This window comes from Nocardiopsis codii (assembly GCF_036327455.1).
GTDB classification, from domain to species: domain Bacteria; phylum Actinomycetota; class Actinomycetes; order Streptosporangiales; family Streptosporangiaceae; genus Nocardiopsis; species Nocardiopsis codii.
Window position 1 is genome coordinate 133,087 of record NZ_JAUZMY010000008.1, and the last position, 13,780, is coordinate 146,866.

Annotated in this window: 13 protein-coding genes; 7 read left to right on the forward strand and 6 right to left on the reverse strand. The window is 72.3% G+C overall.

All coding sequences use genetic code 11. The features are described 5' to 3' along the window. Positions 1-36: 36 nt before the first annotated feature. Positions 37-378, reverse strand: a complete 342-nt coding sequence (locus Q8791_RS10480) for a YciI family protein (RefSeq protein ID WP_330091441.1) — start codon at positions 376-378, stop codon at positions 37-39. A 201-nt stretch (positions 379-579) separates the two neighbouring features. On the opposite strand from Q8791_RS10480, the gene Q8791_RS10485 reads away from it, so the two are divergent. Continuing rightward, positions 580-1,389: an alpha/beta fold hydrolase gene (locus tag Q8791_RS10485; protein WP_330091442.1), complete on the forward strand. Its 810-nt coding sequence runs from the start codon at positions 580-582 to the stop codon at positions 1,387-1,389. Positions 1,390-1,663: 274 nt separating this feature from the next. Here Q8791_RS10485 and Q8791_RS10490 read toward each other — a convergent pair whose 3' ends face one another. Next, the gene (locus tag Q8791_RS10490; protein ID WP_330091443.1) at positions 1,664-2,275 is read right to left on the reverse strand and encodes a TetR/AcrR family transcriptional regulator; all 612 of its coding nucleotides are present in this window, start codon (positions 2,273-2,275) and stop codon (positions 1,664-1,666) included. Positions 2,276-2,378: 103 nt separating this feature from the next. Between Q8791_RS10490 and Q8791_RS10495 the strand changes: the two genes are divergently transcribed. Further along, a complete protein-coding gene (locus Q8791_RS10495) occupies positions 2,379-3,035 on the forward strand; it encodes a hypothetical protein (protein ID WP_330091444.1) in 657 nt (218 codons plus the stop codon). A gap of 135 nt (positions 3,036-3,170) precedes the next feature. After that, positions 3,171-3,788 carry a stage II sporulation protein M gene (locus tag Q8791_RS10500; RefSeq protein WP_330091536.1) on the forward strand — a complete coding sequence of 206 codons (618 nt, stop codon included), beginning with the start codon at positions 3,171-3,173 and terminating at the stop codon, positions 3,786-3,788. A gap of 82 nt (positions 3,789-3,870) precedes the next feature. Here Q8791_RS10500 and Q8791_RS10505 read toward each other — a convergent pair whose 3' ends face one another. Continuing rightward, positions 3,871-4,497 carry a GAP family protein gene (locus Q8791_RS10505; RefSeq protein ID WP_330091445.1) on the reverse strand — a complete coding sequence of 209 codons (627 nt, stop codon included), beginning with the start codon at positions 4,495-4,497 and terminating at the stop codon, positions 3,871-3,873. A gap of 741 nt (positions 4,498-5,238) precedes the next feature. Here Q8791_RS10505 and Q8791_RS10510 point away from each other — a divergent pair. The 3 genes from Q8791_RS10510 to Q8791_RS10520 all read left to right on the forward strand — a co-directional run bounded on the left by Q8791_RS10510 (position 5,239) and on the right by Q8791_RS10520 (position 10,262). Continuing rightward, positions 5,239-7,920 (forward strand): ATP-binding protein, encoded by a 2,682-nt coding sequence (locus Q8791_RS10510; protein WP_330091446.1) that lies wholly within the window; start codon positions 5,239-5,241, stop codon positions 7,918-7,920. A gap of 371 nt (positions 7,921-8,291) precedes the next feature. Beyond that, complete coding sequence (locus tag Q8791_RS10515; protein WP_330091447.1) at positions 8,292-9,089, forward strand: DUF2306 domain-containing protein; 798 nt, start codon at positions 8,292-8,294, stop codon at positions 9,087-9,089. Positions 9,090-9,560: 471 nt separating this feature from the next. Next, complete coding sequence (locus Q8791_RS10520) at positions 9,561-10,262, forward strand: GOLPH3/VPS74 family protein (protein WP_330091448.1); 702 nt, start codon at positions 9,561-9,563, stop codon at positions 10,260-10,262. Between the two features lie 206 nt (positions 10,263-10,468). Here the strand turns inward: Q8791_RS10520 and Q8791_RS10525 are convergent, their stop codons facing one another. Next, complete coding sequence (locus Q8791_RS10525; protein ID WP_330091449.1) at positions 10,469-10,687, reverse strand: hypothetical protein; 219 nt, start codon at positions 10,685-10,687, stop codon at positions 10,469-10,471. Positions 10,688-10,972: 285 nt separating this feature from the next. Beyond that, positions 10,973-11,893 carry an alpha/beta fold hydrolase gene (locus tag Q8791_RS10530; RefSeq protein WP_330091450.1) on the reverse strand — a complete coding sequence of 307 codons (921 nt, stop codon included), beginning with the start codon at positions 11,891-11,893 and terminating at the stop codon, positions 10,973-10,975. Between the two features lie 96 nt (positions 11,894-11,989). On the opposite strand from Q8791_RS10530, the gene Q8791_RS10535 reads away from it, so the two are divergent. Continuing rightward, the gene (locus tag Q8791_RS10535; protein ID WP_330091451.1) at positions 11,990-12,694 is read left to right on the forward strand and encodes a TetR/AcrR family transcriptional regulator; all 705 of its coding nucleotides are present in this window, start codon (positions 11,990-11,992) and stop codon (positions 12,692-12,694) included. 136 nt (positions 12,695-12,830) lie between these two features. On the opposite strand, the gene Q8791_RS10540 is transcribed toward Q8791_RS10535, so the two are convergent. After that, entirely contained in the window at positions 12,831-13,364 is a 534-nt protein-coding gene (locus Q8791_RS10540) for a DUF6924 domain-containing protein (RefSeq protein ID WP_330091452.1), read from the reverse strand. Positions 13,365-13,780 lie beyond the last annotated feature (416 nt).

Consider the following 13,780-nt stretch of genomic DNA (forward strand, 5'->3'; position numbering starts at 1 on the left):
ACCGGGCGCCCTCCCGCCGGGGCGGGTCGTCCCCCGTCAGCTGGCGGGATCGTCATGGAACGCGCGCACCTCCTGCGCGCACCGGCAGGCGACCGCGATCTTCGCAGCCCATTCCAGTGCGGCCTCGCGGGAGGGCAGCTCCAGAACCGAGTAGCCGCCTTCGAGCTGCTTCGTCTGCGGGTACGTGCCCTCGGTCACCGTGCGGTCCCCATCGACCAGGACGGGCGGAACGCTCTCGTCGATCGCACCCCCGAACACCCAGACGCCGGCCTCCTTGGCCTCCTCCACCACCGCGTGCGACGCGTCCGAAGCCGCCTGCAGATCCTCGTCGGAGAGGACCATGGCGCCACTCGGGAACGAGATCAGGTACTTCGTCATCGCGTCGACTCCTTACTGCCCGTCTCAGGGATCTCCATCATCCTCGCCGACGCGGTGCGCTGCGGACAGGACTCGCCCGCCCGCCCCGACCGGGGGACCGGCCGTCTCCACCGGGACCGCCCCGGTGGGGATGGCCGGTCCCGGCCAGGGCCGGAGGCCGATCAGGGTTGACCGACCGAGTGGGCCACGTAGGTTGACTCCATGGTGTGCGATGAAGGGTCCGCGAGCGACGCCGCACCGACGCCGGTCACCGTCGACGTGGGCGAGTACGCGCTGTACGTGCGCATCTCCGGCGCGGGGCCCACGGTGGTCCTGGAGGCGGGGGGTTCCGGCCAGGGCGTGGGCGCCTGGGGTGAGGAACTGGAACGGGCGTTGGCCGAGCGGGCCACTGTGGTGACCTACGACCGCGCCGGAGTCGGCCGGTCAGGCGGGACGCAAGCCGTCACCGTCACCGAGATGGCCGACGGCCTCCACCGGCTCGTGCACGCCCTGGACCTTGAGCTGCCCGCGGTGTTCCTGGGCTGGTCCTACGGCGGGCTCGTCACCCAGGTCCACGCGGCCCGCCACCCCGAAGACGTGTCGGGGCTGGTGTTCGTGGACCCGACCGCCGCCGGAACCCCTCCGGGGTCGGCCCTGGTGCGCCGCCTGTCGTTCGGTGTGGTGTCGCGGCTGCTGCGCCTGCGTGCTGTGTTCGGCGGCCCGAACGCGCAGGCGCTGCGCGAGCTGGCCACCACACTGGCGGGGATGCCGGGGGCGATGGAGGAGACCGCCCGGGTGCGGCGGGAGAGCGGGCTGCCGCCGGTGCCCGTGCGCGTCGTCACGGCGGGCAGGCGACCGCGCATGCCGCGAGCGCACCTGGAGCATCTGAACGCCGACCACCGTGCTCTGGTCGCGCAGTCCCCGCAGGGGCGGGAGGTGGTCGCCGAGCGGGCCGGCCACCAGATCCCCTACGAGGAGCCCGAGGCCATCGCCCGGGCGATCGACGAGGTACTGGGGGCAGCGCGGGCCTGATGCCGTGCCCGGTGGGCAGGTCAGGGTTCACCGCCACCTCCCGCAGAGACACTCCGCACCCCCGGACACCTCGTCCGACGGCAACATCACGACAGCCCTCGTGCGACGCTCCGCCGCACGAGGGCTGTCCTGCGCGCAGGATCGGCACCCCGAGCGGCAGTGGCCACGGAGAGCGCTGACCACCCGGTCAACGCCTCCTGGCGGTCCCGACCGCCTCCGTCGTCCGGAGTCCGCCTGTGAGAAAGGGCCGTCCGCAGTCGTCGGGCCCGACGGGTCAGGAGGCCTCGGAGCCCAGGACGGCGTCGACGGCCATGTACAGGGTGTCGTTCTCGGCCTCCAGGATCGAGCCCTCGGAGGGAAGGGCCCGCTCGAGCGCGAGGCCGTTCAGGACGGTGAGCAGGAACCGCGCGCGCCGAGAGGTGTCGCCGGCGGTGAGCGCTCCTTCGTCGGTGAGCACCGTCAGCCAGTACTCGACGCGACGCCGCCCCTCCCTTTCGAGGGCGGCGTAGGCCTGCTTCACCTGCTCGGTCGGTTCGGGGGCGATGAACTGCTCGTGGACGATGCGGGACGCCTCCCGCGCGCCGGCTCCCACCCCGGCGGGGGCGAGGACCTGGCGCAGGCAGTCGACGAGGCGGTCACGGGCCGGCACCGTCCGGTCGTGGATCCGGTCCTCGGAGATGACGACGTCGTACAGGCGGGTGAGCACCTCGTCCTGGAGCTCGCGCTGCGTCGGGAAGTGGTACCGGAGGGACCCCGTGCTCACCCCTGCGCGAGCGGCGACCGCTCGCACACTGAGCTTCGCCCCGGGGTTCTCCCCGATCATCTGCAACGCCGCCAGCAGAACCTTGTCCCTGCTGCTGAGCTGCTCGTTCTGATCCGTCGTCACATGAACCTCCGCTTCGCGACCCACTCTACTAGCACACTGTGATAGTTTGCCGCCAAGACGTGTAACACAGTGTGTTAGTCGGGTTGGGTGGGGAGCGGGGAACGTGTTCAAGTCGTGGCAGCGCAGCCGGGCGCTCCGGCGGGTCAAGCAGGGCGATGGGCGATCTCTCAGGCGTTTTCGCTGGTGGCAGGTGCCACTGGGGCGTGCGTTGTTCTACCTCGGCCCGTCACCCGACGGCCGACGGCCGTGGACCTACGCCGTCGACCTCCGCCCCTGGGGCAACCGGACGGGCGGCGAGCCCGCAGCACACCTGTACCTCGACGGCCGCCATCACTCCTACTCCACGATCCCCGCCGTGTTCCCGGTGGAGGGCGGCGTCATCGAGGTCGCGAAGAGCAGTTTCGGGATCAGGCGCTGCCACTACGTCACCGCCGAGGACGAGGAGCACCAGCTCGTCCCCGACCCGAAGTCCGGTGAGGGCAGGCGGGCCCGTCTCGAGCGCGACCACCCGGCGGTGAGCCGCATGGTCGGCGTCGCCTCGGTGCTGATGCTCGTGGTCGGCGTGGGACTGAACCTCCTGCAGATCATCGAGCCGCTGTCACAGATACCGCCCATCGCGGAGAACCTCGGCACCTTCACCTCCCCCGTCCGCCTGCCCCTCTGGCTCAACATCGCGCTCGGCGTCGGCGCCGCGCTGGCCAGCATGGAGCGAGCGCTCCGGCTGCGCTACCACTGGCTGCTCGACGCCGGGGGGAACTGAACAGTCCCCCCGGGAACCGCGACGCCCGCCCCGGACGCGGCCCACAGCCCGAGTCCCCGCACAGGCCTGTGCCGCTCAGGCCCGCCCCGACGGGGCCGACGACGACACCTCACCGGAGAAACGGACGTGAGAACCATGAACCCCCTGCGCAGACCGTTCCAGATCATCCGCGCCGACCTCCGCGCCTACCTGCTCATCAACGCGCTCATCTACGCAATGTTCTTTCTCGGCATGGCCCTCGCCCTGATCTTCCCCGACCTCCACGCCGCGCGGTCCTCCTCGTTCGTCGACGGTGACCAGGGGGCGCTCGTCGAAACCGTGATCGGGACCCCCTGGATCTTCGGCACGACCATCTTCGTCGTCAACGTGTTCGCGACGGCGCTGCCGCTCATCGTCCTGCCATCGCTCGTGATCCCCTTCGCGGGCCTCGCGGTCTTCGCCATCAAGACGATCGACATCGGGATCATGCTCGCGCCCGTCGACCAGACGACGGCACTGATCCTCATCCCGCACTCCCTGACCGTCCTGATCGAGTTCCAGGCCTACGCACTGGTGATGTTCGGCGCCTACCTGCTGGGCAGGTCCTGGCTCCGGCCGACGACCGTCGGCGCCACGACGCGACGCCAGGCCTATGCGCGCGGTCTGAGCCGACTCGGTTGGCTCTGGCTCCCGGCACTCGCACTCTTCGTCATCGGCGCCGTCTACGAGGCCTTCGAGATCTACTTCCTCGTCCCCCTGGTGCTCGGCGTCTGACGGGATCGGGCACGCCGACGGGGCGGTGCCGTGCGCGGCGCCGCCCCGGCCCGCTGCCGGTGGTGTGAGGCGGCGTCCGTGCTCACAGGAGGAGGAACACGAAGACGACGCAGGTGGCGATGGTGACCACCCAGCTGTGGGAGTTCAGCCAGTCCCGGACGCCGGGCATGGCCTCCCTCGCACGGTGTCCCACCGCCACGAGCGTGATCAGGGGGAGCGCCGCTATCAGCACGGTCGCGCCGATGAACCCGAGCGCGGCCGCGAAGCCCTCGCTGTTGTGGGCCAGGTGCGCGCCCACCGTCAGCATGACGACGATGTCCGAGGGCATCGCCAGGATCACCAGCAATCCGGTGACCAGCGCGTGTGCGGGCCCCGCCTCCATGAGCCCCGTGAGCCACCCGGGCGGCTCGGACGTCGCCCGGCGCAGGAAGGCCCTGATCGCGGCGAGGACGAGCAGCGCCACCAGGCCGTACTGGATCAGGCTGCCCACCGAACCGCTGTCGGAGGGGCTGCCCAGGGGCACCGCGTTGCCGAAGAGCCCGAAGAGCCCGCGGGTGAGGGCCACCCCGACGGTCGTGGCGACGGCCACCCCCGCCAGGAAGGCCAGGGACACGCGCACCGCCCGCCTGGTCGTGACCAGGACGAGGGCGGCGATGATCTGCGGCCCCGCCATCATGGTGATCGCCAGCGGAAGGATCTTGAGGTCCATACCCTCTCCCCACCGAGATTCCAGTGTGCTCCGGGCCGTCTCGGCGCGACCCGCGCTCCTCCCCGCCCGCAGGCTCCGCACCCGGGCGGAGCCCCTGCCCGGGCCCTCGCCGGGAGAGGAGCGCTGGGACGGACCAACCGCTGCTCGACCCGCCCCGACCACGGTGCGGTGCCCTCTGCCGGTCATGTGGTTCACGCTGATCTTCCGCGTCATCGTCGAGATCCTCCGCAACGACACGCTCAGACGCTCGACCAACGTCGGGAGCCCGCTTCCCGCAGCGTCCAAGCCGCTCCCTCCTGGGGACGGGGACGAATCCCGGGTGTCGCTGGTGGCGCCGGGGGAGGGGGCGCTGCACGGGCTGCCGGACGGACGGACTCCCTGGTCCGTCTCGTCTGCTCCTCGGGAGCGTCCACCCGGATGCCGTGGTCGTCGCGGGCGGTGATCCACGCGGTTGTGCAGGTACCTGCCCTCGTGGAGGCGTACGGGGGTCTCCTCCGCGCGGATCAGCGGGGCCGGCCGGGACAGCAGGGCAGACAGTTCATCGGGGAGCCTTCGTGTGTCCACGCGGCCGCGCACCGCACCCACACGTGGGCGTACATGTGGTGGAACTCCGAACCTCGCGGAGCTCCACGAGGACCGTGACGTGCGGCCACCTCTCGCCGACCGCTCCTGACACCAGGGCGCAAGGACCCTCTCGGCCCCCTGTCCGGAGGGGCCGACCGGTCCCCTAGGGTTTTCCGTATGCCAACGCCTCCTCACCGTCCTTTCGTCGGCAGGCGCGAAGAGATCAGCCGTCTACGCGACCTGTTCGCCGCCGCCGAACGCGGTGACGGAGGTGTGCTCGTCCTGCGCGGTGAGCCGGGCATCGGCAAGAGCGCGCTGCTGGAACATGCCGCACAGGTCGCCGCATCGACGTTCCGGACCATCCGCGGGTCCGGGGCGGAGTTCGAGCGAGAACTGCCGTTCGCGGGACTGCACCAGCTCTGCGTGCCGCTGCTGACCCACCTCGACGAACTGTCGCCCCTCCACCGGGGCGTCCTCCAGGTCGCGTTCGGACTGGAAGCCGGCAGGCCGGACCCGCCCCGTGTCGGCCTCGCGGTCCTCGAACTGTTCGCCGTCGCCGCGCGGGAACGACCGCTGCTGTGCGTCGTCGACGACGCACACTGGCTGGACGACGCGTCGACGAGGGCGTTGGTGTTCCTGGCCAGGCGCGTCGCGGCGGAGCCGATCGTCCTGGTGTTCACGGCCCGCGACCACGACCCCGCCCCTCGACTGGACGAGTTGCCCGGGCTCAAGGTCGCCGGCCTGAGCGACGCCGACGCGCGCAGCCTTCTGGCAGCGGAGAGGACCGTGACGCTCGACCAGCGCGTACGCGACCACGTTCTCGCCGAGGCGCGCGGGAACCCGCTCGCGCTGAGGGAACTCCCGAAAGCGGGCGGCTTCGCCCCGCCGACCCCGTCCCCGGTCATGAAGCGGATCCAGCGGAGCTTCCAGACCAGACTCGCGGAACTCCCCGCACCGGCCAGGTCGTTGCTGGTCCTGGCCAGCGCCGATCCGACCGGCGACCCCCGCCTGCTGTGGGCCGCAGCCCAGCGGCTGGGGATCGACGACCAGGGTGCGAGCCGCGCCGCGGAGGCCTCCGAACTCGTCGAGTTCGGCTCCCGCGTGCGGTTCTGCCACCCGCTGGCCCGCTCCGCCACGTACTGGGCGGCCACTCTGGACCAACGCCACGCGGTCCATCGGGCCCTGGCCGACGCCACCGACCCGGACACCGCACCGGACCGACGGGCATGGCACCGCGCGCAGGCGAGCAGCGGGACCGACGAGGACGTCGCGGCCGATCTGGAGTCGGCGGCGACGCGCGCACTGGCGCGAGGGGGCGTAGGAGCCGCTGCGGCCTTCCTCGAGCGCGCGGCGGTCCTGACCCGTGATCCCGGAAGGCGCACCGAGCGCACACTCGCGGCGGTGCGGGCGGCCCTCGACGCGGGTGCGACCGACGCCGCGACCGAACTGCTGAACAGCGTCGACACCGAGGCGCTGGACGACCGGCGCCACGCGACCGTCGACGTGCTGCGGGGCAAGATCGCGCTCGTCGAGGGCGGGGGAGAGGCCGAGAACGGGCCGATGTCCATCCTGCGGGCGGCGCAGCGGCTCGCTCCGCAGGACCCCGAGACGTCGCGCTCGTACTTCGTGGCGGCGCTGGAGACGGCGCTCGCCGTCGGCAGGGCCTCCGGGGTGATGGGCCGGGTGATCCAGGCGGCGCGCTCGGCACCGTCGGCGTCACGGCCTCCGGATCTCCTCGACGGCCTGGTGCTGCTGGACGCCGGGAGGTACAGCGAAGGCGTTCCCGCGCTCCACCGGATCCTCGCCGGTGACGAGGGCGACTGGACCCGCACACCAGGGCTCGCCACCGTGCTCGCGGCCGAACTGTGGGACCACGACGTCCACACGAACATCACCGAGTGGCTGGTGAGGACCGGACGCGACACCGGGTCGCCGATCACGACGCGGCTCGGCCTGTCCCAGGTGGCCATGGCCGCCGTGCTCACGGGCGACTTCGGCAGAGCGATGGAGGCCATCGCCGAGGAGGAGGCGATCGCCGACGCCCTCGGTGACGTGCCGCAGATGTACCCCAGGGTCCAGCTGGCTGCCATGCGCGGCCGCAGCGCAGAGGCCTCCGACCTGTTCACCGAGGCGGTGCGCCAGGGCACCGGTCAGCTGGTCGCCAACGTGCACCTGGCCACGGCCGTGCTCAACAACGGCCTCGGCGACTACACGGCCGCGATGGACGCGGCCGGACGGGCGACGGGGGCGGGCGACCTCTTCCTCGCCGGAGCCGCGCTCCCCGAGTTGGTGGAGGCCGCCATGCGATGCGGCGAGGAGACCGTCGCCGGGTCCGCGCTCGACTCCCTCCTCGAACGCACCGGACCCGTGGACACCACCTGGGCCCGGGGGATCGTGGCCGGTACCCGGGCGCTCGTCACCGGCGCGGAGGACGACCACCGCGAGGCCGTCCGGCTGCTGGAGCGGAGCCCGTGCGTGCCGGGCCTGGCCAGGTCCCATCTCCGATACGGGGAGTGGCTGCGCCGTGAGGGGCGCCGCCGCGACGCGCGTGAGCAACTGCGCACCGCGCACCGACTCCTGGCAGGGATCGGTATGGAGGCGTTCGCCCAGCGGGCGGCGAACGAGTTACGGGCGACCGGCGAGGTGGCCGTCAGCCGATCGGAGCGCCCCTCCGCCCATCTGACCATGCAGGAGATCCACGTCGCCCGACACGTGGCGGCGGGGGCCACATCGAAGGAGGTCGCCGCCCGGCTGTTCCTCAGCCCGCGGACGATCGACGCGCATCTGCGCAACATCTTCGGCAAGCTCGGCATCACCTCCCGCAGGCAGCTCAGGGACATGGCGGACTTCGCACGCTAGGGGCCCCGGGGGTGCCGGGCCGCCCCGGAGCTTCGCAGCCGGCCCGCGGCACCATCGTGCCGGGGGAGGGGCCGGCCGTGTGCGGGGGCCGCTGAGGGCACGGCGTGGAAGTGTCTCGCGCACGTGCCCGGGATTTCCCGCCCCGCCGCAGGGGCGACCGTCCGGCCTTCCGACTGCTCCGGGGTCACCTACGGCTGCGACGAATCGCCCGTCTAGGTGATTGTCACCGACGCGAACGGAAGCTCGAGGACGCCACCGTATCTGTGACAAGCCCTTGTTCCTGCGGGCCCCGGTTCGGTGCCGCGTGTCCGAACCCGCCGCGGACAGGGGCCCCTTCCTTCTGCCCCTCAGTGGAGATGACCGTGAAAGACATGACGAAGTCGACCCGCCGCCGATGGTGGTGGACACTCTGGACCCTGCTGGCCGTGTCGGCCGTCGGTATCGCCCTCTTCTCGGCGGAGCCCTACGTGGTCGCGGACGTGGAGCGCAACAGGATCCCGCTCGACCCCGAGGTCGCCTCCCACTACCTGTCCATCGCCGTGCACGCGATCCCCAGCTCCCTGGCGCTGCTCATCGGACCGTTCCAGTTCGTCACCCGGCTCCGCGTCCGGTACCCGAAGGTGCACCGCATCGCCGGCCAGGTCTACATGGTGTGCGTCGTGCTGGGGTCGATCGCGGCCCTGTTCGCCGCGACCTTCTCCGTCAGCGGGTTCTCGGTCCAGGTCGCCTTCTTCATCCTGACGGCCGCCTGGCTCTACACCCTCGCCCAGGCCTACCGGACCATCCGCCGCGGAGAGGTCCAACTGCACCGCGTCTGGATGATCCGCAACTACTCACTCACCTTCGCCTCCGTGACCCTGCGGATCTACCTCGGCCTGGGCGTGGCGCTCCAGGAGAGCTACCTCCCGGACCTGACCTTCGACGACGTCTACCACGCGAGCGCGTGGTCGTCCCTCGTGGTGAACGTGCTCGTGGCGGAGTACTTCATCGTGCACCGCCTCCTCAAGCCCCTGGCCCGCAGGAAGAGGATCACGGGGGTCACCCCCGCGCCGACGCCGACCGACCGCGGTGTCCTCGTGGGCGCGGGCGGATCGGCCGAGGACGGATCCGGGACGGAGGACGGGGTCACGGTGTCGTCAGGGCCACCCGGTGCCAGGGGACCCGAGTAACCGGTGGTCGCCGCCGACCGCTTCGTCGGTCCCGCCGCCGGGACCGACGGGGCCGAACAGGTGTCGGCGTGGGGGGAGCGCAGACGGGAGCCCGGCGGGCCGCGACCGTACGCCTGGTACGTTGTGCCGGCACACCGTGCTAGCATGCACGCCGAGGCTCTAGTACGCCGTACTAGAAGGCGAGGTCGACACACCGCGCACGTGCCGCCGAGTGAACCCGGCACCGGGAGGGCGGGATCCCACGAGTGGGAACACCGAGGCCTTCGACAGGCGCGGCGGCGGATCCGGCGCCCGCGACGGGCACGCCCCCGCACAGGTGCCCGGAGCCATCGTCCACGCTGTGTACAGCGGTGGCGGGTTCCACGCCCCGACCTCATGGCCACGTCCGCCCGACCCGCCTCGTGGTAACGACGACGACCGAACCTCCCCTCCCCCTCCCGCTGAGGGCCGAACCCAGGAAGGAGCCCCCGCATGCAGGAGAACCTCCTCATCGTCGAGGAGCTCATGCTGCTCCTACTCGACGACGACGGCGCTTCCATCGCCGGAGCAGGCACCCTTCACTACACGCTGAGCGGGGCCGTGCTCGTCGAACTCGCCCTTCTCGGACGCGTCGACATCGACGAGACGAGCGGCGGCGCCCTGAGCCGCTTGAACGGCCCGATCGTTCGGCCGGTGGGGGAGGAGCCGATCCCGGACCCCGTGCTCCGAGCCGCGTTCGACGTCGTCGCGGAGCGGGAGCAGCGAGTGCAACCGCTCCTGCTCGCCCTCAGCAAGAACCTCCTGCAAACCCTCCTCGACCGACTCGAGAACCGCGGTCTCATCCGCAAGGAGCGCAAGCGCGTTCTCGGCATCTTCCGCACGACGAGGTGGCCGGCCGAGGACGAGCGCCACGAGGAGGACCTTCGCGGGCGGATCCGTGCCGCGCTCGAGGACGGGGAGGAGCCGGACACGCGAACGGCCGCCGTGATCGGCCTGGTGTACGCGAGCGGAGCGATGCCGGCGCTGCGGCCGGCCCTGCCGTGGAACGGCACCACGGTGACCCGCGCCAAGCAGATCATGGAAGGCGACTGGGGTGCTGTGGCCGTCAACAGCGCGGTCACCCGCACCGCGGCCGCGATCGCCGCGTCCTCCGCCGCCGTGAGCGTCGGCGTCATCACCTCGACCAGCGGCTGAACCCCGTCCAGGGGCGGACCGGATGCCCCTGGGAGCGGGGAAGGGGCGGGTGACGCCTCGTGGTCGGCATCGGGCACGCGAAGGGGTTCCGTCCGGAAGATCCGGGCGGAACCCCTCCTGTGACCGCGGGGTGCGGTCGACGCCCTGGCGCCCGCGCCGGGCTACGGCGGTGACGGCGGCGCGGGACCGTCACCGCCGTGGTGGGGTTAGGCCTGCTCCGGCACGGGAGTGGGACAGTGCACGACTGCCGGAGTGAGGGGTTCGAGGAGGAGCCCGACGTTCCCGGCGGCAGCGGGGTCGACGCAGAAGGTGTCGCGGACGGACCCGAGGAGGCCGGGGCCCTCGGCGGCGGTGGCGGCAGTGGCGCCGCCCGCCACCGCGAGGGCGGCGAGTCCGGTGGCGGCAAGAAGGGTGCGCAGGTGCATGGCTCTCCCGAATGGTTGCTGTGAGTGGCAGCAAGATCACAGCACGCCAGGGGGTGGGGTGCAACGATCCCGGACTCGCGTCGCGCCGACGCGGGCCGCGACCGCCCCTCCGGGCACCTCGGTCAGCGTGCTCCGGACGCGCGGAACGCCGTGTCCGGCCGGGTCCGGGGCACCCCGGCACGGTGGAGAGAGGTCGTCCGACCCGCCCGATCCGCCAGGTCTGATGGGAACGCGCCGCGTAGGCGCGCGTCGTACGGTCTGCGCGGTGGCCTGGTCACCGACCGCTCACCGTGACCCGGTCCGTCCCGTCGGACCGTCCGAGAGTGCCCGTACCTGCGCGGCGACGGTCTCCCACACCGGCTCTGGGATCTCGTGGCCGACGCCCGGCAGGACGACCAGGCGCGCGCCGGGGATACGGGAGGCGATCGCGGTGGCGGCGCGCGTCCGGATCAGCGGATCGTCCTTGCCGTGCAGCACCAGGGTGGGCGCCGTGATCGTGCTGATCGCCGGGCCGTGCCACTGCGCGCCGATCTGACGGCTCTGCGCCTGGACGTCGCGGGTGCCGCCGTCGGCGAGGCGTTCGGCCCTCGCGCGCCCCTCCTGTTCGTCGAAGGGGTGGCTCGGAGAGGCGCAGAACCGGGCTATGGCGAGGCCGGCCTCGACGGCGCCCTCCGCGGTGTCGGGGTGGCGCATCAGGCTGAGCCGGGCCAGGGCGGGCACGTGGACGTACCTCAGGACGCCGAGTCCTCCCGCGTCTCCGGGGACCGCCGACACCGAGGTCAGGGTACGGACCCGGTCCGGATGGCGCACCGCGACGCGTTGCGCCACGGCGCCGCCCAGCGACACACCGAGCAGGTGTGCCGACTCCCATCCGAGCGCGTCCAGCACCGCGACGGCGTCGTCGGCCATGTCCTCGGCCGTGTAGGCCTCGCCCCGTCTGGCCAGCAGGGCGGTGGCGGGCGTGCGGGGCTTCGTCGGTGGCAGGTGGGTCGACTCGCCGGCGTCGCGCTGGTCGTAGCGGGCAACGGAGAAGCCGTGTCCGGTCAGGACCCGGGCCAGGCCGTCCGGCCACCACTGCCGATTGACCCCCAGGCCCATGATGAGCAGGAGCGGCTCCCCCTCGTCCGCGCCGGCCCACGTGTCGAAGGCCAGCCGGACGTCGCGGTTGTACGCCCAACGGGTCGCCGTCCACGTTCGTCGTTCCATGGTCCTGCTCCTTCCAATACTGCGATCACTGTTCTCAGTATTACTATAGGGGAAGCGATCCGACAGATGGGAGCGGGGCCGGTGGCCGAGGAACCGATGAGCGTGTGGAACCGCCCCGAGCGGGGGGCGCGCGGCCCCGCACCGGAGCGGAGCCGGGCGCAGATCACCGCCGCGGCGGTCGAGATGGCGGACGAGGGAGGCCTCGCGGCGGTGTCCATGCGGCAGGTGGCCAGGCGGCTGGGCACCGGGCCGGCCTCGCTGTACCGCTACGTCTCCGCCCGGGGCGACCTTCTCGACCTCATGGCCGACGCCGTCGCGGGGGAGATCGACCTCGGCGACCCGTTGAGCGGGGATCCGGTCGAGGACCTGGCCGCGCTCGCGGGCCGTGCGAAGCAGGTCCACCTGCGCCACCCGTGGCTGCTCGACCTGCCGACGGAACCCACCGTGGGCCCCCGGGGCATGGACTACCTGGAACGCGCGCTGCGCGCCCTGGAACCGACGTCGCTGTCCCACTCCGCCCGGTTGGAGACCGTCGGGTTGCTGAACGGACTGGTGACCCTGTTCGCCCGCACCGAACTCCAGCGCCGGAACGCGCCCGCCGACCCCGCACACGCGCGCATGTCCTACCTGGCCACCGCCGCGACCGAGGAGCGGCATCCGCTCGTCGCGGCCGCGCTGGCGGGAGGCCCCGGCGCCGGAGCGGCCCCGGACACGCACACCCTGTTCGAGCGGATGGTGCGCCGGGTGCTCACCGGCCTCATGGAGAACCCCGACCCATCTCCTGCGGCGGATCCGCGGTGACAGGGCGGGGCGCGGGCGGTGCCGACACAGGGGGAGGAGCCCGAGGAGCCCGCAGCACGCCCCTGGCCGGGTGGACGTCACCGCCCAGGGCTTCGCCGCCTCAGCCGTGGAGCGGTGTCCCGGATCCTCCGCCTTCTCAGGGCAGGTTCAGCGCCTGCGGTGTGAAGGAGAAACGCGGCCCGCTCGCGTCCGGGTACTGCGGCCGGCCCTGTCCGAAGTAGGCCGCGAACCGCAGGACCCCGTCGGGGGCCTCGTGTGCCCCCGCGGCGAAGTCGGCGACGTCCGTGTTGCCTGTGGAGAGGTTGGTGTCGACGTAGTAGACCATGTCCAGCCCCGTACGGAACAGCGTCTCCTCCGAGGGTCGCGGCTCCTCGTCGGGGAGGGGCGCGTACACCGTCAGCAGGGGCCAGGACTCCTCCGACAGGGCCTCCTCGTCGGCGAGGAACACGGCCTCGGCGTCCCCGTCGCGTACGGCCTCCAGGACCTCCTCCGGGGTGGCGCCCGCCCAGCCGGGGTCGTCCACGAAGAGGAACCGGGACGGTCGCGAGCCGTACCTGGCATACTCCGCCTCCAGGGCCAGCAGCAGGGCCCGCCAGGCGCGTTCGTCGCCGTGGTGTGTCCGCACGACGGCGAAGCGGTGTACGTCGCTGATACCGATGGCCGGTCGCATGGGGATGCCTCCTTCGTCGGGGAGCCCCCGCTGAGCCCGGCGGGGACTCCCTTGGTACCAAGTCCCTGTGACGCTTCCCGGGCGCGTGGCCGGGCCGCGGCCCCCGGCCGCCACGAGTCGGCGTACCCGTTCGCTGCCGGTGGCGCCTGCCGTCCCCGGTGAAGGAGCCCCGTGAGGCCGGGAGCTCACGCCGGAAGACACGGACGACGCGGAAACCGGCTCCCGCCGAGCCGTGGACCTGGTCCTGTGGTACACGTGCGGCAGCTGTGGAGGGTGGGATCCGAGGGGTGCCCCTGCCGGTCCGGCGGGGAGGACCGACCGACGCAGCCGCCGTCCCGGCGTTGAACACGGACCGGCGGGGGACACCGAAGGCGATGCCGTGAGCCCCGCGGACACGCGGACGCAGAGCACGCGTC